The sequence below is a fragment of the Xenorhabdus sp. TH1 genome, from assembly GCF_037260955.1.
GTDB lineage: Bacteria > Pseudomonadota > Gammaproteobacteria > Enterobacterales > Enterobacteriaceae > Xenorhabdus > Xenorhabdus griffiniae.
This window is the reverse complement of the sequence record NZ_CP147734.1, coordinates 1,890,549-1,909,349: the sequence shown is the minus strand read 5'-3', so window position 1 is coordinate 1,909,349 and position 18,801 is coordinate 1,890,549. Positions and strand designations below refer to the sequence as shown.

18 protein-coding genes are annotated in these 18,801 nt (G+C 42.0%); 8 read left to right on the top strand and 10 right to left on the bottom strand.

The features are described 5' to 3' along the window. Positions 1-32: 32 nt before the first annotated feature. Complete coding sequence (locus WDV74_RS08500; protein WP_338882253.1) at positions 33-314, bottom strand: YcgL domain-containing protein; 282 nt, start codon at positions 312-314, stop codon at positions 33-35. Positions 315-468: 154 nt separating this feature from the next. Between WDV74_RS08500 and minC the strand changes: the two genes are divergently transcribed. From minC to minE, 3 genes are read left to right on the top strand one after another with little or no spacing between them, the layout of a single operon-like run. Further along, positions 469-1,152 (top strand): septum site-determining protein MinC, encoded by a 684-nt coding sequence (minC, locus tag WDV74_RS08495; RefSeq protein ID WP_338882251.1) that lies wholly within the window; start codon positions 469-471, stop codon positions 1,150-1,152. Between the two features lie 23 nt (positions 1,153-1,175). Beyond that, positions 1,176-1,988, top strand: coding sequence for a septum site-determining protein MinD (gene minD, locus WDV74_RS08490; protein ID WP_338882249.1), 813 nt, complete (start codon positions 1,176-1,178; stop codon positions 1,986-1,988). Between the two features lie 3 nt (positions 1,989-1,991). Beyond that, complete coding sequence (gene minE, locus WDV74_RS08485) at positions 1,992-2,261, top strand: cell division topological specificity factor MinE (RefSeq protein ID WP_193848106.1); 270 nt, start codon at positions 1,992-1,994, stop codon at positions 2,259-2,261. A gap of 180 nt (positions 2,262-2,441) precedes the next feature. Here minE and rnd read toward each other — a convergent pair whose 3' ends face one another. Next, complete coding sequence (rnd, locus tag WDV74_RS08480) at positions 2,442-3,599, bottom strand: ribonuclease D (RefSeq protein ID WP_338882247.1); 1,158 nt, start codon at positions 3,597-3,599, stop codon at positions 2,442-2,444. Positions 3,600-4,188: 589 nt separating this feature from the next. On the opposite strand from rnd, the gene WDV74_RS08475 reads away from it, so the two are divergent. Together WDV74_RS08475 and WDV74_RS08470 are read left to right on the top strand one after the other, a co-directional pair. Further along, positions 4,189-5,232 carry a phage tail protein gene (locus tag WDV74_RS08475; RefSeq protein WP_338882245.1) on the top strand — a complete coding sequence of 348 codons (1,044 nt, stop codon included), beginning with the start codon at positions 4,189-4,191 and terminating at the stop codon, positions 5,230-5,232. A gap of 47 nt (positions 5,233-5,279) precedes the next feature. After that, complete coding sequence (locus tag WDV74_RS08470; protein ID WP_338802927.1) at positions 5,280-5,666, top strand: LecA/PA-IL family lectin; 387 nt, start codon at positions 5,280-5,282, stop codon at positions 5,664-5,666. A 70-nt stretch (positions 5,667-5,736) separates the two neighbouring features. On the opposite strand, the gene fadD is transcribed toward WDV74_RS08470, so the two are convergent. From fadD to WDV74_RS08450, 4 genes are all read right to left on the bottom strand, one after another. Continuing rightward, entirely contained in the window at positions 5,737-7,428 is a 1,692-nt protein-coding gene (fadD, locus tag WDV74_RS08465; protein WP_338882244.1) for a long-chain-fatty-acid--CoA ligase FadD, read from the bottom strand. A gap of 474 nt (positions 7,429-7,902) precedes the next feature. Beyond that, entirely contained in the window at positions 7,903-8,592 is a 690-nt protein-coding gene (locus tag WDV74_RS08460) for a Slp family lipoprotein (protein ID WP_338882243.1), read from the bottom strand. 19 nt (positions 8,593-8,611) lie between these two features. Further along, positions 8,612-9,307: a tRNA (adenosine(37)-N6)-threonylcarbamoyltransferase complex dimerization subunit type 1 TsaB gene (gene tsaB / locus WDV74_RS08455; RefSeq protein ID WP_338882241.1), complete on the bottom strand. Its 696-nt coding sequence runs from the start codon at positions 9,305-9,307 to the stop codon at positions 8,612-8,614. Positions 9,308-9,387: 80 nt separating this feature from the next. After that, positions 9,388-11,304 (bottom strand): ATP-dependent DNA helicase, encoded by a 1,917-nt coding sequence (locus tag WDV74_RS08450; protein ID WP_338882239.1) that lies wholly within the window; start codon positions 11,302-11,304, stop codon positions 9,388-9,390. A 100-nt stretch (positions 11,305-11,404) separates the two neighbouring features. Here WDV74_RS08450 and WDV74_RS08445 point away from each other — a divergent pair, with 100 nt between their 5' ends. Beyond that, complete coding sequence (locus WDV74_RS08445; protein WP_338882237.1) at positions 11,405-11,749, top strand: RidA family protein; 345 nt, start codon at positions 11,405-11,407, stop codon at positions 11,747-11,749. 92 nt (positions 11,750-11,841) lie between these two features. Here WDV74_RS08445 and mdtI read toward each other — a convergent pair whose 3' ends face one another. The 3 genes from mdtI to zwf all read right to left on the bottom strand — a co-directional run bounded on the left by mdtI (position 11,842) and on the right by zwf (position 14,799). Beyond that, positions 11,842-12,174 carry a multidrug/spermidine efflux SMR transporter subunit MdtI gene (mdtI, locus tag WDV74_RS08440; protein ID WP_338882235.1) on the bottom strand — a complete coding sequence of 111 codons (333 nt, stop codon included), beginning with the start codon at positions 12,172-12,174 and terminating at the stop codon, positions 11,842-11,844. Between the two features lies 1 nt (position 12,175). Next, positions 12,176-12,586 (bottom strand): multidrug/spermidine efflux SMR transporter subunit MdtJ, encoded by a 411-nt coding sequence (gene mdtJ, locus WDV74_RS08435; protein ID WP_338882234.1) that lies wholly within the window; start codon positions 12,584-12,586, stop codon positions 12,176-12,178. A 737-nt stretch (positions 12,587-13,323) separates the two neighbouring features. Continuing rightward, a complete protein-coding gene (zwf, locus tag WDV74_RS08430; protein WP_338882233.1) occupies positions 13,324-14,799 on the bottom strand; it encodes a glucose-6-phosphate dehydrogenase in 1,476 nt (491 codons plus the stop codon). A gap of 342 nt (positions 14,800-15,141) precedes the next feature. Here zwf and WDV74_RS08425 point away from each other — a divergent pair, with 342 nt between their 5' ends. Both WDV74_RS08425 and pyk read left to right on the top strand, forming a co-directional pair. Further along, entirely contained in the window at positions 15,142-15,990 is an 849-nt protein-coding gene (locus WDV74_RS08425; RefSeq protein WP_338882231.1) for a MurR/RpiR family transcriptional regulator, read from the top strand. A gap of 231 nt (positions 15,991-16,221) precedes the next feature. After that, on the top strand, positions 16,222-17,664 hold the full coding sequence (pyk, locus tag WDV74_RS08420) for a pyruvate kinase (protein WP_338882230.1): 1,443 nt from the start codon (positions 16,222-16,224) through the stop codon (positions 17,662-17,664). Between the two features lie 82 nt (positions 17,665-17,746). Here the strand turns inward: pyk and lpxM are convergent, their stop codons facing one another. Continuing rightward, positions 17,747-18,715: a lauroyl-Kdo(2)-lipid IV(A) myristoyltransferase gene (lpxM, locus tag WDV74_RS08415; protein WP_338882229.1), complete on the bottom strand. Its 969-nt coding sequence runs from the start codon at positions 18,713-18,715 to the stop codon at positions 17,747-17,749. Between the last annotated feature and the right edge of the window lie 86 nt (positions 18,716-18,801).

Below are 18,801 nucleotides of genomic sequence, written 5' to 3'. Positions count from 1 at the left end.
TCAATTCAGGATCAGGCAGTTGCCAGCGATTTTTATTGCTTAGACGGCTTATTTGGTGCCAGATGCGCATTGAGCAAATTTTCCACTGGTGGTGGCACTTGCAGGTAAAAACCTTGCTCATTCAACGCGGTTTTTACTTTTTCAATATCAGCATTAGCCAGTTTTTTTCTTTCTGTTAATGAAATCATCATTGAATATTGAGGTTCACCAAATGCGTTTAACAAATCTTCAGGAACGCGCGAAAAATCCCCTCTTCTTTCAATATATAGATATGTTTGGTCACGTTTTGGGCTTCTGTAGATTACACAAATCATTGTTATAAACTCTTTTAAATTAACGCTGTGACTTGCTTGAATAATTCACTAACTATAACATGCTTATTATATTTAAGAATATTGTCTCCCCGAGGCTTGGAACATATTTGTTAAACTACCTTGGGAAACTTAACCTTGCTGAGTCAGAATATCGATGTCACAATCGCCAATTGAGCTAAAAGGCAGTAATTTTACACTTTCGGTCGTTCATTTATATGATGACCAACCGGAAGTTATTCATAAAGCTATGCAGGAAAAAATGGAGCAAGCACCCGAATTCCTGAAAAATGCTCCCGTTGTTATCAATATATCTGCCCTCCCTGTTGATGCAGATCTTCTCGCACTCCACCGAGCCATTGAATCCGTTGGGTTGCGCATTGTTGGCATCAGCGGTTGTCAAAACGAAGAACAACGAGAATTTGTTCTAAAATCTGAACTTCCTTTATTGAAAGAAGGTAAAAGTCAAAAAGCGTTTGCTCCAGAAAATAAACCGACTGAACCTATTTTCAAAAAAACTCGTATAATTAATACACCTGTTCGTTCAGGACAAAGAATTTATGCACCAAACAGTGATCTTATTGTGACAAATAATGTGAGCGCTGGTGCAGAGTTAATCGCTGATGGAAATATTCATATATATGGTGTGCTGCGTGGACGCGTATTGGCAGGCGCATCTGGTGATCAAGAAAGCCAGATTTTCTGTACCCATTTAAACGCTGAGCTCACCTCTATTGCAGGTCAATATTGGCTCAGCGAGAAAATTCCAGAAAATTTTGTCGGCAAGGCGGCAAAATTTCGTCTGGTGAACAATGAATTAACTATTGAAACTTTAGTCTAGCCCTTATAACAAGGAATCGCTTCATGGCACGCATTATTGTTGTTACATCTGGTAAAGGTGGCGTTGGCAAAACCACTTCAAGCGCGGCCATTGCTACCGGCCTAGCCCAAAGAGGAAAAAAAACCGTCGTTATCGATTTTGATATCGGTTTACGAAACCTCGACCTAATTATGGGCTGTGAGCGCCGCGTGGTTTTTGACTTCGTGAACGTCATTCAAGGTGACGCCAGCTTGAATCAAGCACTGATTAAAGATAAACGCACTGATAATCTCTATATTCTGCCCGCTTCCCAAACCCGCGATAAGGAAGCACTCACCCGAGATGGCGTTGAGAAAATTCTGAATGAATTGGCTCAACAGGGATTTGATTTCATTATCTGTGATTCACCTGCTGGTATTGAAAGCGGTGCATTGATGGCGCTCTACTTTGCCGATGAAGCAATTATTACAACTAACCCGGAAGTCTCTTCTGTCCGTGACTCTGATCGTATTTTAGGGATCCTGGCATCCAAATCACGCCGTGCAGAGCAAAGTGATGAACCTATCAAAGAGCACCTTTTGCTGACACGCTATAATCCAGGGCGTGTGAACCGCGGCGATATGTTGAGTATGGAAGATGTACTGGAAATTCTGTGCATTCCTTTGCTTGGTGTTATCCCGGAAGATCAATCTGTTCTCCGTTCATCCAACCAAGGGGAACCGGTCATTTTGGATAAAGACTCTGACGCGGGTAAAGCATACGAAGATACTGTTTCACGTTTACTCGGTGAAGAGCGGCCTTTCCGTTTCATCGAAGAAGAAAAAAAGGGCTTTTTAAAACGCCTGTTTGGGGGGTAACGCATGGCTTTGTTAGATTTCTTCCTGTCGAGAAAAAAACCGACAGCCAATATCGCCAAGGAGCGGCTACAAATCATCGTGGCAGAGCGACGCCGTGGTGACTCTGAGCCTGCCTATTTGCCCGACATGAAACGGGATATTCTGGCTGTAATTTGTAAGTATGTACAAATCGATCCAGATATGCTTTCTGTGCAGTTTGAGCAAAAAAATGATGATATTTCTGTACTAGAATTGAATGTAACACTACCAGAGGCTGAGGAATCGCCAAAATAACAGTATCAAACGCCGCTATTTAATTTAAGGCGGTGATTCTTGTAAAACAATTGGCTATCTGAATAATAGATCAGGAAGTAAAGGCAATTTCCCTGCCTGATAGATAGGCAGGGAATAAAATTTACATCTTAAGCACTACATCCCATAAATAAGACCATGATTGTTACTGAATTTACGCTATTACTGCGAATAATTTGCCAATATTTCAGCGATAGGTTCAGCCAGTAACTTACCTCGCCAACCACTAATTAACTCAGGTTGATACTCCGATGCTTTCAATTTCCAATGCCAACAAAGTAATTGATTAATCTGACGGCGAGAAGCCAGTAATTCGGCACTGAAATGAAGGGATCCCCCTACCTGAATGACCAAGGATTTAATTTCTTTAAATGCCTGACGATAACCAGGGTAATCAACCAAATTCACAATTTGAGCCGGGCATTCTTCTTCTGGAATATCCCTACTCTCTGCAACTATTGCCAATAACCGGCGACCATGGCAACGAATTTCTTGTCCACTCAAACCCAAGGCATTTAATTCTGCCAAAGAAGTTGGCATATAACGGGCAACCTGCCATAAATTTTCTTCACGGATCACGAAATTAACTGCCAGATCACGCTCACGAGCCTGATTTAAACGCCATGCAGCCAGTTTTTTCAAACACGCCAATTGTCTTGGGCGCAATTGCCATGCGTTACCAATATCCTTATAAGCGTATTCCGGCATTAATACTTCTTTACGGCGTTGGGCTATCAAGTTACTTTCATCTCTTGCCGCATCCAAATATCCCACCTGCCCTGTTTTTTCCATCAAAATATCGGCCAATGGTAATAAATAGTAGACATCTGCCGCAGCATATTGACATTGCTTTTCGCTCAACGGTCGAGCCAACCAATCAGTGCGGGACTCACTTTTATCCAATTCGGTATGTAAATACTCAGCAACCAATGTCGCAAAGCCACATGACATAGGATGACCAATAAATGCAGCCAGCACCTGAGTATCAATCATAGGTTCCGGCAAGCACTGAAAACTATTACTAAAAACCTCTAAATCTTCACTACCAGCATGGATAAACTTTAATACGTTCGGATCAGTCAGTAACTCTCTAAAGGGCTGCCATTGCGAAATTTCGAGGGGATCAATCAGAGAAAGCTGTTCACCATCAAACAGTTGTATCAAACCTAATTGAGGATAATACGTCCGTGTACGTACAAATTCAGTATCCAGTGCAATTCTTGCATGTTTTTTTGCCTGTTCACAGGCTGACTGCAATTGGGCATCGGTAGTAATCAACTGATAATCACAATTAAACAATAAAATATCCTTTAAATACATTATGTTACACAACCATAAATACTAAAAAAATATAACAATGTACACAGTTATGTACACACAATAAAAATCTCTAGACGTCCTTCACTCAAATAGCTGTTTCTATAGTATTAGACATGCTTTTCTCTTACCACAACTTTGACAAATTTACTCCAAGGGATATCAGACGAACCTGTAAGACACTTGCAGGAGGAATGAGATATGAAATGATCATCGCCGTATAATGTAGGTTATTCACCTATCCGCTTTAGCGGTATATGCCTCTCCGATAAACTTAACTCAAAAGTTGACAGGTCACTATGTAGGGAGTTGAATAAATTGATTAGATTTATGTGGGAGATTGTACAAGTGGGAAATTAAGGAATGAAAAGGTGAACATTTATTATCCCAACCACATTAAATTTTATTAATTTCATACCTGTTATTTTATGTCATCCTGCCATCAAAACATGCATCTCACCCATTGAAGTTAGTCAAGATGTACTCTCCAGTATTGATGAACCCATTTTATTGATGTTCACAGGCGGAGTAGTCACCCACCGCCTTCATGTTACTTAGCAATAGTATTGTTGATTAAATGAGGGAATAAACTGTGCAAGCTAAAAAGCCTGAATCAAAAGCATTAGAAGATAACGTCGTAGTAGTACCCACATCACAATATGTTAAAAATTCAATCAAAGAAGCAATTGATGAGCACGCTAAAAGCCGTAATCACCCATATGCAACTCAAGTAGAACCGGGATTTGTTACACTGAGTAATGAGACAGATAGTGACAGTGAGATAACCGTCGCAACATCTAAAGCAGTAAAAGTAGCATATGATCTAGCCAATACTGCCAACCAAAACGCCCTTAATAATAACGCCAATCTTTATTTGAAAAAAGATCAGAACGGGGCTGATATTCCGAATAAAACGGAGTTTGTGAAGAATATTGGTGCGGCAACTCAGCAATGGGTAATAGATAATGGTTCTGGTTTCATTAATGGGAATTGGATTAATCCTGCTACCATCAATGATCTTACATCATGGATAATGTCACGAGCCTATGGTGGACACGCATTTCGACTTCAAAGCAATAATGGTGGAACCGGTTATTCGTGGTCATGTGGTTATGTAACTAGATTATCAGATACCTGGGCTGGATTCGTTGCAAGCTATAACTATGGCGTTGCGATCATACACGGTAATGATGGTGGAGGTGTCACGAAAATCAGCCATCTATGGACAGATAAAAACACCACCATATCTAATGGCTACTTAAGAACAATCTCCCCCACCATATTCATTCACCCCGATGGCAAATTTACGACTAACGACGAATCAGCGGGTGCTACTGCTGAACGTATGTCAGAAGGTATTTATCTCATCAAAGGTGCTATGGGATTCAGTAATAATGGAGCAATAGGCAGTATCGAAATTCCAAGATGTCAAAACGACCTGCCAATGATTTGGATCGATCACGAAATTCTACCCGATGGCTCAATCAAATTAATGACCTACCACCGAGAACATTCAAACGCGCCTGTATTTGCCAGAAATATAAAAGAAGGATACTCAAGCGGTGATTTAATCGATATTCCCGATGGCAGATTTGTTTCTGTTCGGGTGCGAATGCCTGACATTCAAGAGTCATGATATTAATTCCTCTGTCACTTTCAAAATATAACTTGGAGATAATACCCATGTATGATTGGTCTGGAACTGTTCCTGCTATAGCTGAAAATGGTCAAGCTACTGGGCTTTTTTTAAAAGCAGGAGATGTAATATCTATTATTGCTAATGGATGGGTGCAATATGGAGGACCAGGGAATCCATATACTGCACCTCAAGGTGTAGTTGATGAACCCAATAATTCTGAATATAGCCTGGTTGCTAAAATTGGGGATAAACTCTACAGGATTGGTAATGGTGTGCTCCATAAAACAATTCCTGTAAATGGTGAATTAATATTCTTATTTAATGATTACCCCGGTGATTTTAGTGATAATACAGGCGTGTTTCACGTTAATGTCAAAATAGAGTCACGGTATGCACCTGATTATCTGACTGAAATAGAGCCACTTAAATAAAATACTAAACCATTCATAAAACATGCACAACAACGCCGGTAAAACCGGCGTTGTTGATGTACAAATATACTCAATTTGTTGCAGCGTTATCCACTTTTGCCAATTCTTCATTGCGAAGTTCTCTGCGAAGAATTTTACCTACATTGGATTTTGGTAATTCATCACGGAATTCAATGATCTTCGGCACTTTATACCCTGTCAGGTAACGACGGCAGTGAGTTTTCAGTTCATCATCAGTCAAACTGGGATCTTTGCGTACCACAAATGCTTTGACAATTTCTCCTGAGTTTTCACTCGGAACACCGACTACAGCAGACTCTAACACTTTAGGATGGGAAGAAATAATATCTTCTATTTCATTTGGATAAACATTAAATCCAGAAACTAGGATCATGTCTTTTTTCCGATCAACAATACTGATAAAGCCTTTTTCATCCACGCTGGCAATATCCCCTGTTGCCAGCCAACCATCTTTCAATACCTCATCCGTTGCATCAGGGTGATTCCAGTAACCTTTCATTACCTGTGGTCCACGCACCCACATTTCACCTGCCTCGCCCGGTGAAACTTCATTGCCATCATCCCCTACCAACTTGATTTCTGTAGAAGCAATGGGGAAGCCAATGCTACCACTGTAATAGGTCAAGTTATGCGGGTTAGCTGAAACCAGAGGGGAACACTCCGTCAATCCATATCCTTCCAGTAGACGACGACCTGTCAAGTTTTGCCATTTTTCAGCCACTACTCGTTGTACGGCCATGCCGCCACCAACAGATAAACGTAGTGAGGAAAAATTCAACTTCTGGAATTCCGCATTATTCAGCCAAGCGTTGAATAATGTGTTAACACCTGATAGTGCGGTAAAGCGATAACGCGATAGTTCCTTGATCGTGCCGTTTACATCACGAGGGTTGGTAATCAACAAATTTTGCCCACCCAATTCAATAAAGAACAGACAATTTATTGTCAAAGCAAAGATATGGTACAACGGCAATGCAGTTACCACTAACTCTTGCCCAGGCTTTAATAACGGAGAATAACAGGCTTTGGCCTGCTCGAGGTTTGCCAGCATATTACGATGGGTCAGCATTGCACCTTTTGCCACACCTGTGGTTCCCCCCGTATATTGCAGAAAAGCCAAATCCTCGTTTTTCACATCCGGTTTGACATACTGCATACGGTAGCCTTGATGAATCGCACTACGGAACGAAATAGCCTCCGGTAAGTGATATTTAGGCACGAGTCGTTTGACATATTTAACGACAAAATCAACAAGGGTTCCTTTGGGGCGAGAAAGTTGGTCACCCATGCGCGTCAAAATAACGTTCTTGATTTGTGTATTAAAGACAATTTTTTCTAAGGTATGTGCAAAGTTAGAAACGATAACAATAGCAGATGTACCACTGTCATTAAGCTGATGCTCCAATTCACGTGGAGTATAGAGCGGGTTCACATTTACAACAATCATACCTGCACGCAGAATACCAAATAGTGCCACGGGGTATTGCAATAAATTAGGCATCATCAATGCCACGCGATCCCCTTGTTTCAAGCCCAGGCCATTTTGTAAATAGGCAGCAAAGGCACGGCTACGCTCTTCCAATTTACGGAAAGTCATTACCTCGCCCATATTGATAAATGCGACTTGATCGGCATAACGCGTTACAGCATTTTCAAACATTTCAATCAACGATGAATAACGATCGGGATCGATTTCTGCTGGAACATCTGCCGGATAATGTTTTAACCAAACTTTTTCCAAGTTGAATACTCCTGAAATCTAATTGCGATGTAACCACTGACCATAAAAAAACTGACTCGTATATTTAACAAATTATTAACTCAGCGTACCAGTTTGCAAAGCAACAATGTTCAGGTTGGCGATATACATCACTAATTTAATGCTATCAATGACTACAAAAAAATAAGGCAGCTTTTGCCGCCTGAGTGTTTTTTATTATTTATCAATAAAATAGTTAAATTATTAGCACTTGGACTTATAATTAGTTAATTATACACTGCTTTACTAATTTTTTGACTTGGTGTCTTACTATTATTCCAAATAGTTATAAATAAACATATCCTTCAAAAATATAATTATTAGAAGTTCGTGTCACGAAATGACGGAAAGCCGTCCCTTATACAGATGGGATAATCCTAGGTATCGCCAGTGGCAGGTTTGTTTTTGTTATGAAACAAATACCTGCCATCAGGTACTTTTGGGGTGACAAGAGGTTTATTCAGTTAAAATTGTTTCAACTGATACGGGCTGGAGTGGTGAATAACCGCGCCAAAACGGATCATAAGGGTTGCCATAATAGCCCCATGGTTCCATTCCGACAGCAGGAGGAAAAATCATTCTCTGAGATTCATACCAACGTTTCACTCCTGTTGCATTCATCACAACGTAATTATACGGACTATTGCCTACTTTCCCTTTTTCAAGGCCAGTAATCAAACCTACAACGGTCACATAATGATCTTTAAAATCACTGGGTTCTAAAAAAGTATTTACGTAAGCATAAACTCGCCCCAAAGAAGGTGCATCCAAACGGGGGGAAGCATTGCCTGCTAGTGGCATAGCCGATATTTCCAAACGAGTCTGGTTTTTTTCATTCAAGACACTAAGAACTTTGCCACCAAATCTTCCTTCATGCCCAATGTATAACTCAGGCATGTTCTTGACAGAAAGCAAGTTTTCCACCGGTGTTTTAGTCGTTCCTTTAATAACATCAGGAACTGACACACAGCCCGCAAGTAGCAGGGTGCCCAATAATGTTACCGTTTGCAGTATGCTTCGATAGTGTGTTCCATTGAGCATAACGCCTCCAAATCTTATGAGACTAACCATCCATTGGGTTAGCCATACACTAAGCCCTTTATACTCATGGACACCGCTTTCTGCCACAAGTTGCATGAATTTCATGGCGCCAGACAGAAGTTCCTTAACGGCCGGGCAATTTTTTCCATGTCACTTCATTACGCAAGTAAACAGGTTCAGCATGTTCAACCGCTGTCGCTTCCCCCATTTCCCACATTTGAATTGCCAATGGCAGCATATCTTCCGCATGGGGTAAAGTAACATCGCTTGCTGTCAATATTAAGTGGCTGTCTAATAGTTGAGGATAGGCTTCCCATCCCGTGCCAGCAATTCCCCATTCTCCTGATAAGGAACTCATAATCTCTCGCACTTGTTCAGGTTTCAAAACCGCTTCCGTTTCATCACCCTGCCATTCACCTTGTGAATTACGCGTGTATTGTCCCCAGTAAACTTCTCCCATCCGCGCATCAATAGCAACCAAAACGTTTGTTGCCCCTTTTAAGCGAAAAGCCCCTTGTGCCATTGTTTTCAGTGAGGAAACACCAATCATCGGTAATTCAGCGCCCAATGCCAGCCCTTGGGCGATGCCAATACCAATCCGTACACCGGTAAAACTGCCCGGTCCACGGCCAAACGCTAACGCATCCAATTGTTGCAGGTTCACTCCACCTTTTGATAAGACCGCTTGAACCATCGGTAAAATACGTTGGGTGTGTTCCCGTGGGGAAATTTCAAACTGTGCCTCAATAGCACCTTCGTTCCAAAGCGCAACAGAACAGGCTTCAGTTGCAGTATCAATAGCTAAAATTCGCGTGGACATGCCTTAACTCCGGCAAGATATAGGATTCAAAACAAGGGGCTATACTACCATAGCCCCAACATCATCGCCCTGACATTTTATTACTCAGACCGCAGTGGGCGTGAGTTCAGAAAAGCAATTGCTTTTGATAAATCACGGGTACGGGAAGCGGGAGGCAGGCTGTTTAGAAAAACCTCACCGTATGGACGCATCACCAGCCGATTATCACAAATGACGACAACGCCATAATCATCAATATCACGGATCAGGCGCCCAACCCCCTGCTTCAAATCAATCACGGCATCAGGAAGCTGGATCTCGTGAAAAGCATCTCCTCCCTTAAGTTGGCAATCCTCAATACGGGCCTTAAGCAAAGGATCATCCGGCGCAGTGAACGGCAATTTATCAATAATGACACAGGACAATGCATCACCACGGACATCCACCCCTTCCCAAAAGCTGCCGGTCGCCACCAGCAATGCATTACCCGCAGAGATAAATTGTGCCAACAATTGTGTCTTGCTCGTTTCACCCTGCACCAATACCGGCAATGTCATACTGGCACGGAACTCCTCCGCCAAACTGCGCATCATCTGGTGAGAAGTACAGAGGAAAAAACAGCGCCCTTTATTGCTTTCAATTAATGGTTTCAACATACGAGCCAGCCATTTTGCACCACCATTTTGATTCGGTGATGGTAAATGACGCGGAACACATAATAACATTTGACGTTGATAATCAAATGGACTCGACAAGAGTAATGTTTGGGCCTGTTTTAGCCCCAAACGTTCAGTGAAATGACTTAGCTGTTCATTAACCGATAATGTTGCCGATGTAAAAATCCAACTACCTGATTGTTCACGGATCATCTCACTGAATTTGTCGGCAACAGATAACGGTGTTAGTGCCAACAAAAAATGCCGCCCATAACTTTCGAACCAATAGCTGTAATTGGGTATGTTGACATCAATCAGACGCTTAAGACGATGGCGGTAAACCGTTGCCCGTTCAAAAGCCGCATCCAACATAACTGAACGCCCTAAAGAGAGTTTCATCACGTCATAACAAAGTTCAAGAGCATCATCCAACCGCACTAATGCCCTCTGAACTGGCTGCTGCTGCAAAACCTCACGAAGATTGCCCCGATAGCTGTTTTCACCTAGTGACAAACGGAAATCTTGTGCACTTTGGCTGAGACGATCTGCACTTTTTTGCAGTTGTGCCTGATCCCGCACTTCAGTACGGTAAGCCATGATGATATCGCGCGATAAGTCCATCAATTGGCGGCTACTTAGCTGCTGACCAAAATACTGGCTGGCAATATCAGGGAGCTGGTGCGCTTCATCAAAAATCATCACATCAACCTGCGGGATTAATTCACCAAATCCGCTATCTTTAACCACCATATCTGCCATAAATAGGTGATGGTTAACAATCACCACATCAGCTTCCATCGCTTTTCGACGGGCTTTCAGAACGAAACATTCCTGATAGCATGGGCAATCACTGCCAAGACAATTGTCATTAGTACTCGTGACCAATGGCCAAACCGTGCTATCTTCCGCCACTTGATGACAGGTGTTGATATCACCATCTGTTGTATGGCCTGACCAATGCCTCAATTTGATGACTTCCGCCAAAACTTCAGCTTCTAACTGGGAATTGCCGATTGACTGTTGTTCAAGGCGTTCAAGGCATAAATAATTTGAGCGCCCTTTTAATAGCGCCAGATTGCCAGTAAAACCTAACGCATCAACGATAGTGGGCAGATCTCGATTGTAAAGCTGATCCTGCAATGCCTTAGAACCAGTAGAAATAATTACTTTTTTACCCGAGCGCAAAGCAGGGACCAGATAAGCAAATGTTTTACCGGTTCCGGTTCCCGCTTCTACGACCAATTGTTGCTGTTTTTTAATCGCAACTGTAATAGCCGAAGACATTTCCCGCTGGGCATCGCGTGGCTTGAAACCGGGTATGGCTTTGGCTAGTATGCCATTTTTCGCAAAATCGTCTGACACAAACAGTCTCTTTCAATAAAATGTAGCAGAATTATGCCAATACTAAGTTGTAATAACTACTCAATTCAGCAAAAAACTGGATAAATTAACAGGAGATTTAATGACTATTAAACGCATTGATCCAGATACCCGTTGGTCAGAAGCGGTCGTTCACAATGACACTATCTATTATACCAGCGTGCCAGAACAACTGGACGGTGATATTACAGAGCAAACCGCCGATACTCTGGCAGCCATTGATACCCTGTTACACCGTCTTGGTTCAGATAAAAGCAAGATCCTGGATGCGACGATTTTTCTGGCGGATAAGGCTGATTTTACAGGTATGAACGCCGCCTGGGACGCATGGGTGGTTGCCGGAAGTGCTCCAGTCCGCTGCACGGTTCAAGCAGCATTGATGGATCCTAAGTATAAAGTCGAAATCAAAATTATCGCCGCTTTATAATCCACACCGACCAAACAAACATGGCATTGAATGAGCTATTGCTCGTTCAATGCCATGCTTAGAAATAAAATTTAAGGAATGGAGAGTAAAAATCAAGCCATCTTAATAATAATCATGCCTATCAATAGCAACACAATACCGCTCCATCCCTTAAAATTCAGTCTTTGGTTAAACATTATCCAGCCCGCTGCCACTGTAGCAATAATGCCGAATGCCCCCCATAAAGCATAAGCAATGGAAAGTTCTATCCCTTTTACTGCCTGGGCCAACGCACTAAATGCGCCCAAAACAGCAACCAGAGACAGCATACCCATCCAGAAGCGCTGAAATCCATTGGATAATTTCAATAAAATATTAGCCACAATTTCCAAAACAACAGCTAAAACTAAGAATGCACCATGCCACCATTCAAATTGAATTTGCATATCATGCCTCCCTGATTTGCTTGTTCGAAACATTATTTACTACTGTTGGTGGATTATCTTGGGATGCATTGTTTGAAGCCTGACCTTTACTCTTTTTCTCTCCCATCTTGATCAAGGCGATTCCGGCTATCAACAATACTAATCCACTCATTTTCATCGGTGACAGTGACTCGTTGAACCACATCACACTAAACGTGGTAATAAACAGGATCCCAATACCTTCCCAAAGTGCATAAGCCACGCCCAATGCCACTTTTTTTATAGCAACGGCCAGCAAAATATAAGAAGTTGTGATCATGGTATACATCACGATCATACCTGTGAAATCACCCGATACGCTGGCATGTTTCATCGACAGAGTGCCAATCACTTCTGTCATGATCGCCAGTACAAGAAATATCCAATAAATCATTTTTTTCTCCTGAACATACTGATAAGCATGCCAAGATATCAAGCTATAGATGCCAACAAAGTCGGCTGCAAATGCGATTATGCAATATCAGAATCAAACTGACTTCTTAGCGAAATATTTTGGCAAATAAAAATTGCCGGTGAAGAACCGGTTAGTAGGAGAAGGCCCTAAAGAGCGCCGCACCAATAGTGCTCACTGGATAAGATAGTTGAGAGGAAAAAAACATGGGTACAACGTTGAATTTTATTACTATGTTGAATGTTGACGCTTTTGGCGCTATTCATGATGTTTTATTCTTTCATCACACGACAATCGTATAACTATCGCATGATATACTACGAACCCTCATATTAGTAAATGAATGATGTATTTCTATCATAGTCCAAAATAAAAAGCAATGGTTTGTATTTAGTTAATCAAACTCTACTTTTAGTAAGAAAAATTGAATAACCGTTTATTTATACTGAATTTTATTTATTCATATAACAAATTTAGTCTCTTGATTCGGCAAAAATGAAAATCATTTTCTGCCCCTAAAATTTCGCAAATACAAAGCATAAGTATTTATATATACTAATCTAACTTCAAGATGCGTGTGATTTCTCCCCGCTTCGCGGGGAGAAATCAGGTTTCATAGCGTGTTGGTAAATTGCAACTTGAAGTTTAATGCGTATAAATATCAAGTCCGGCTGTTATTTTCTTAATGAGTAAGTTAATGCGAATTAAAAACGCGCAGGTTATTCAAACTCATTCCATGAACGGCCATCACGCGTAATCATAGCAATAGAAGCCACTGGCCCCCACGTACCTGATTGATAAGGTTTCGGTGGTTCATTATCCGCCGCCCACGCATCCATAATGGAATCCACCCATTTCCAGGCTTCTTCCACTTCATCACGACGGACAAACAATGCCTGAATACCGCGCATTGCTTCCAACAATAACCTTTCATAAGCATCAGCAAGATGCGTCTGGTTAAATGTTTCAGAGAAACTCAGATCCAGTTTGGTCGTTTGCAAACGGTGTTTATGTTCCAATCCCGGCGCCTTATTCAGCACCTCAATATCAATACCTTCATCTGGCTGCAAGCGGATTGTCAATTTGTTTTGCGGCAATTGCTGGTAGGATTCAGCAAACAGATTTAGAGAAGGCTCTTTAAAATAGACGACAACTTCAGAGCACTTAGCTGGCAACCGCTTTCCAGTTCTCAGGTAGAAAGGCACACCAGACCAGCGCCAGTCATCAATATCGACACGAATCGACACAAAAGTTTCCGTTTTACTGGCTTTATTCGCTCCCTCTTCTTCCAGATAACCCGGAACTTTCTTACCATGCACAAAACCTGCGGTATATTGCCCGCGAACCGTTTTTTCCCTGACGTTGGTTTGATCAATCCGACGCAATGAACGCAGTACTTTCACTTTCTCATCGCGAATGCGATCTGCTGTCAGGTCAGCCGGTGGTGACATAGCAATCATAGTCAGAATTTGCAGAAGATGATTTTGGATCATGTCGCGCATCTGCCCTGCCTGATCGAAATAGCCCCAACGCCCTTCGATACCCACTTCCTCAGCAACGGTAATTTGCACATGATCAATCGTGCGATGGTCCCAATTATTGACGAAAAGCGAGTTGGCAAAACGCAACGCTAACAAGTTCAATACCGTTTCTTTTCCCAAATAATGGTCAATACGGTAGATTTGATTTTCATTGAAATATTTCGCAACTTCATCATTAATCGCTCTGGAAGAGGCAAGATCTGTTCCTAGTGGTTTTTCCATCACCACACGGTTGGGTTCCGCATTCAACCCCGCAGCGCCTAGCCCATGACATACTGCTCCAAATGTACTTGGAGGCATGGCAAAATAGTGAATAGCGGGTAAGCCATCTTTATTAATTATTTTTGCCAATTCGGTAAAATGTTTTGTTTCATTTACGTCCAAATTACAAAATTCCAGACGCGAACTGAGCCTTTTCCACAATTCAGAGTCTAGTTCCTCAGACATAAATGTCACCAATGCTTCTTCAATGACTTTGATATAAGTTTTTTTATCCCAATCAGCTCGACCGACGCCGATAATTCGGGTATCAGGATGGATATAACCCGCTTTTTCCAACTGGTAAAGGGAAGGCATTAATTTCCGGCGTGCTAAATCTCCTTTCGCCCCAAAAATTACCAAATTACAAGCCTGAGCTGTAGACGTCACCGCCATGTTGCATCTCCTCAATTACGGGATATTGTAATTTTTTTACAAAATTTGTAGATAATGTACTCTTTTGGTTATATGCAGTAAACACTGATTGCTCATTATCGTATTCACTGACAATATGTCCATAATTTATACCGAATAACGTTCGTCAATTGAAAGTTTACAACGATTAAGAAGTAATCTTACTAAGATGAAAGTTAGACACTTGTCATATTTTCATGAAAAATCCTAAGTTATCTTGTTATGCCACTGCCAGACTTCAATAACAAGTAGTATATTTTCATAAAAATGACATAGATTTCTCCTGTTAATGAAATCGTTAAAACCGAGGTTGAACTTCGTTTTATGAACACACTGGAACGGCTCCAAAATAGTCTTGATGTTTTGAGTAAATCAGAGAAAAAGGTTGCTCAAGTCATCCTTGCTTCACCACAGACCGCCATCCATTCAAGCATTGCTACCCTGGCTAAAATGGCGAATGTGAGTGAACCGACAGTTAATCGTTTTTGTCGTCGCCTCGATACCAAAGGGTTTCCTGACTTTAAATTGCATCTGGCACAGAGCCTCGCCAATGGTACACCTTATGTAAACCGCAACGTGGAAGAAAGTGACAGCGTCACCTCTTATACAAATAAAATTTTTGAGTCGGTCATGGCAAGCCTGGAAACGGTCAAAAGTGATCTAGATATTGCAGCAATTAACCGTGCAGTCGATCTTCTGACACAAGCCAGAAAACTCTCTTTTTTTGGTTTAGGAGCATCAGCCGCTGTAGCCCATGATGCCATGAATAAATTTTTTCGCTTCAATATTCCAGTGACCTATTTTGACGATATTGTGATGCAACGAATGAGCTGTATAAACAGCACTGAAGGAGATGTCGTCGTATTAATTTCCCATACAGGAAGAACAAAAAGTCTTGTAGAAATTGCTAAACTGGCCCGTGAGAACGATGCAACGGTGATTGCCATCACCTCAACAGGTTCCCCATTAGCACATGAAGCTACCCTCTCCATCCTGTTGGATGTACCCGAAGATACAGATATTTATATGCCGATGGTTTCAAGAATTGCTCAATTAACCATCATTGATGTGTTGGCCACAGGTTTCACTCTGCGCCGAGGCTCAAAATTTAGGGATAATTTGAAGAGGGTCAAAGAGGCGTTGCGTAATTCGCGGTTTGATAAGCATGAATAAACCTGAAAATAGACTGTGTTTTTGTTCACTATTTATCAACCCTTCAGATTGATAACATAATAGATCTTTCCCCATCTACATATTCACAGTACAGGGGTTAATAAGCAACAAATTAAAGGGTTATTCTACGGTAATCAAAAATTCATATACCCAATGGATTTCAAGTTACCGCTCAACGAGGCGGTAACTTGAAAAACAAAAGGTATGCTTCATAGGTCAACGGAGTAATACATGTCCAGACGGCTCAGAAGAACAAAAATCGTCACTACACTTGGCCCAGCTACAGATCGTGACGACAATCTAGAAAAAGTTATCCAAGCGGGAGCCAACGTCGTCCGCCTTAATTTCTCTCATGGCACTGCGGAAGAGCATATCCAACGAGCCAATAAAGTGCGCGAAATTGCTGCCCGCTTAGGTTATCACGTTGCCATCCTTGGTGATCTTCAAGGGCCCAAAATACGCATATCCACGTTTAAGGAAGGAAAAGTTTTCCTGAATGTTGGGAATAAATTCCTGTTGGATGCCAATCTGGGTAGAGGAGAAGGAGATAAAGAAAAAGTCGGTATTGACTATAAAGGCCTGCCGTCTGATGTCACGACAGGCGATATCCTACTATTGGATGATGGACGAGTTCAATTGAAAGTCCTGGATGTCCAGGGAACGAAAGTGTTCACGGAAGTGACCGTAGGAGGCCCACTTTCCAACAATAAAGGAATTAATAAACTGGGCGGCGGGTTATCAGCTGAAGCACTAACAACAAAAGATAAGGAAGATATCATTACAGCAGCCAAAATTGGGGTTGATTATCTTGCTGTTTCTTTCCCTCGTTCAGGTGAGGATTTAAATTATGCCCGTCGTCTTGCACGGGATGCCGGTTGCGAAACCCAAATCGTCGCAAAAGTTGAACGAGCGGAGGCCGTCAGCAGTGACGAAATTATTGATGAAATTATTCTGGCATCAGATGTTGTCATGGTTGCTCGTGGTGATCTCGGTGTTGAAATCGGTGACCCTGAACTGGTTGGTGTACAGAAGAAATTGATCCGCCGTGCTCGCCAATTAAATCGTGTCGTGATTACGGCTACGCAAATGATGGAATCCATGATTACCAATCCAATGCCGACGCGTGCTGAAGTCATGGATGTTGCCAATGCGGTACTAGACGGTACTGATGCTGTTATGCTCTCTGCTGAAACAGCGGCAGGTCAGTATCCTGCGGAAACCGTTGCTGCTATGGCACAAGTTTGTCTTGGGGCGGAAAAGATGCCAAGTGTTAATGTTTCCAAGCATCGCTTGGATATTACATTTGATAGCATTGAAGAAGCGATTTCAATGTCTACTATGTATGCAGCCAACCATCTGAAAGGTGTTAAGGCAATTATTGCCATGACTGAATCTGGCCGCACGGCTCGCATGATGTCCCGCATTAGTTCTGGCCTACCTATCTTCTCTATGTCTCGCCATGAATCAACCTTAAACCGTACCGCCCTTTATCGTGGTGTAACCCCCGTTTATTGTAGCTCCCATACTGATGGGATCGCTGCGGCTAGCGAAGCAGTAAATCGTCTACGCGATAAAGGTTACCTCATCCCTGGGGATTTGGTACTCGTGACCCAAGGTGATCAAATGGGAACGATTGGCAGTACCAATACCTGCCGCGTACTTGAAGTAGAATAATGGGCTATGCATAAAAACAAATGGTAAAGGATAAGGGGCAGTACACTGCCTCTTATTATGATTAATTTTATTATCCCAAACATCACAGATCTTCCCTTTTATAAGGCTCAATATCCCCTGCTTTCCGCGTCTTAAGTAATTTTAAGATCCAAGTATATTGTTCAGGATTCGGCTTCACCAATTCCTCCAATTCCTCATTCATTCGGCGAGCAATATAGGTATCATCCTGCCCTGCAATATCCTCCATGGGTGGACGGATATAAATATCCAATTGATGAGTTTGGCAATTATAAACCGGAAATAACGGAACAATAGCAGCACGGCAAACCTTCATTAAGCGCCCAAGTGCAGGCAACGTAGCCTTGTAAGTGGCAAAAAAATCAACAAATTCACTATGTTCTTCGCCATGATCCTGATCGGGCAAATAATATCCCCAAAAGCCTTCACGCACTGTAGAGATAAAGGGTTTAATTCCCGCATCACGGGAATGCAAACGACCACCAAAGTGACAGCGCGCTTTATTCCATAAGTAATCAGCCACAGGATTATTTTGATGATGAAACATCGCTGACATTTTTTGGCCACGTGCAGCCAATAACATCGCGGGAATATCAACAGACCAGCCATGTGGAACCATAAAAATCACATTTTTGCCTTGGGCATTTAAGGCTTGAATAATCTCCTCGCCATGCCATTGGGTACGTTTAAGTGTCGATTTTGCTCCCCGGAGACAAAGTTCCGCCAGCATAACAAATGATTGAGGAGCAGTAGCAAACATGCAATCAATCAGCTCTTCACGTTGTTGTTCCGTTAACTCAGGAAAGCAGTAAATTAAATTGATTTTCGCTCTGTGACGAGCACTGCTCGCTTTTTTTCCTGCCCAAATACCTATTCTAGCCAGAAATGGATCACGCCATTTTACAGGGACATAAGATAACCCTGCCAATATTCCTACGCCAGCCCAAAGCCCCCAATAACGGGGATGTAAATAAGCTCGATGAAATCGAGGGACATATCCCAATTTACTGTCTGTATCTTTTTCTTTATTCATGAGCTAGCTCTGATGATTCCAACACTTGCTATCGAAGAACAAGTTTATAACAAAAAATAATATAAAAGCGGACGATAGCCATCATC